Annotated in this window: 1 rRNA gene; it reads right to left on the reverse strand. The window is 53.6% G+C overall.

The annotated features are described in order from the left end of the window. Positions 1–2,188: ribosomal RNA gene (locus tag EV207_RS22755) — 23S ribosomal RNA — on the reverse strand; the annotation flags it as partial. Between the last annotated feature and the right edge of the window lie 19 nt (positions 2,189–2,207).

Genomic DNA, 2,207 nt, shown 5'->3' on the forward strand with positions numbered 1-2,207 from the left:
GCCTCCACCGAACCTGGCGGTCCGGCTTCTCTGGCTCCTACCTATCCTGTACAAACGGTACCAACATCCAATATCAAGCTACAGTAAAGCTCCATGGGGTCTTTCCGTCCTGTCGCGGGTAACCTGCATCTTCACAGGTACTATAATTTCACCGGGTCTCTCGTTGAGACAGTATCCAAGTCGTTGCACCTTTCGTGCGGGTCGGAACTTACCCGACAAGGAATTTCGCTACCTTAGGACCGTTATAGTTACGGCCGCCGTTTACTGGGGCTTCGATTCGAAGCTTCTCCCCGAAGGGATAACATCTCCTCTTAACCTTCCAGCACCGGGCAGGTGTCAGCCCCTATACGTCACCTTTCGGTTTTGCAGAGACCTGTGTTTTTGCTAAACAGTCGCTTGGATCTTTTCACTGCGGCTCGCTCAGGCTTTCACCCGAACAAGCACCCCTTCTCCCGAAGTTACGGGGTCATTTTGCCGAGTTCCTTAACGAGAGTTCTCCCGAGCGTCTTAGGATTCTCTCCTCGCCTACCTGTGTCGGTTTGGGGTACGGGCACCTTAAGACTCGCTAGAGGCTTTTCTTGGCAGTGTAGGATCAGGCCCTTCGGTACTTTATTTCCCTCCTCATCACCGCTCAGCTTATGTGGTGACGGGATTTCCCTCGTCACCAGCCTTACGGCTTGAACGCGCTCAACCAGTCGCGCGCTGGCCCTACCTTCCTGCGTCCCCCCATCACTCAAACGTCTTGTGGTGGTACAGGAATATCAACCTGTTGTCCATCGCCTACGCCTTTCGGCCTCGGCTTAGGTCCCGACTAACCCTGAGCGGACGAACCTTCCTCAGGAACCCTTAGGCTTTCGACGGAGGGGATTCTCACCCCTCTTTTCGTTACTCATACCGGCATTCTCACTTCTAAGCGCTCCAACAAACCTTCCGGTTTGCCTTCTCTGCCCTTAGAACGCTCCCCTACCATGACAGTTGTCATCCACAGCTTCGGTGATACGTTTAGCCCCGTTACATTTTCGGCGCAGCGCCACTCGACCAGTGAGCTATTACGCACTCTTTCAATGATGGCTGCTTCTAAGCCAACATCCTGGTTGTCTAAGCAACGCCACATCCTTTGCCACTTAACGTATACTTTGGGACCTTAGCTGGTGGTCTGGGCTGTTTCCCTTTCGACGACGGATCTTATCACTCGCCGTCTGACTCCCGAGACTAAGTAATTGGCATTCGGAGTTTGACTGAACTCGGTAATCCTGTGGGGACCCCTCATCCAATCAGTGCTCTACCTCCAACACTCGTTTCTCGAGGCTAGCCCTAAAGCTATTTCGGGGAGAACCAGCTATCTCCGTGTTCGATTGGCATTTCACCCCTACCCACACCTCATCCCCGCACTTTTCAACGTGCGTGGGTTCGGGCCTCCATTCAGTGTTACCTGAACTTCACCCTGGACATGGGTAGATCACACGGTTTCGGGTCTACAACCCTAAACTCTCGCCCTATTCAGACTCGCTTTCGCTGCGGCTCCGCCTCTTCAGCTTAACCTTGCTTAGGATCGTAACTCGCCGGTTCATTCTACAAAAGGCACGCCGTCACCCTCTAAGGGGCTCCGACTAGTTGTAAGCACACGGTTTCAGGATCTCTTTCACTCCCCTTCCGGGGTGCTTTTCACCTTTCCCTCACGGTACTGGTTCACTATCGGTCACTAGGGAGTATTTAGCCTTGGGAGATGGTCCTCCCAGCTTCCGACGGGGTTTCACGTGTCCCGCCGTACTCAGGATCCACTCTGGAGGGTGTGATGTTTCAGCTACAGGGCTGTTACCTCCTCTGGCTGGCCTTTCCAGGCCGATTCGCCTACACCACACCTTTTTGACTCCGTGTAGAGTGTCCTACAACCCCAAAGGGACAAGCCCTTTGGTTTGGGCTGATTCCGTTTCGCTCGCCACTACTCAGGAAATCGCATTTGCTTTCTCTTCCTCCGGGTACTAAGATGTTTCAGTTCCCCGGGTCTGCCTGCCATATCCTATGGATTCAGATATGACTCCTGCCCGTTCAGGGCAGGGGGTTCCCCCATTCGGAAATCTCCGGATCACAGCCTACTTACAGCTCCCCGAAGCATATCGGTGTTCGTTCCGTCCTTCATCGGCTCCTAGTGCCAAGGCATCCACCGTGCGCTCTTCATAACTTAACCTTTTCGGTTTGTGATAACC

This window comes from Scopulibacillus darangshiensis, assembly GCF_004341035.1.
Taxonomy (GTDB): Bacteria; Bacillota; Bacilli; order Bacillales; family Sporolactobacillaceae; genus Scopulibacillus; species Scopulibacillus darangshiensis.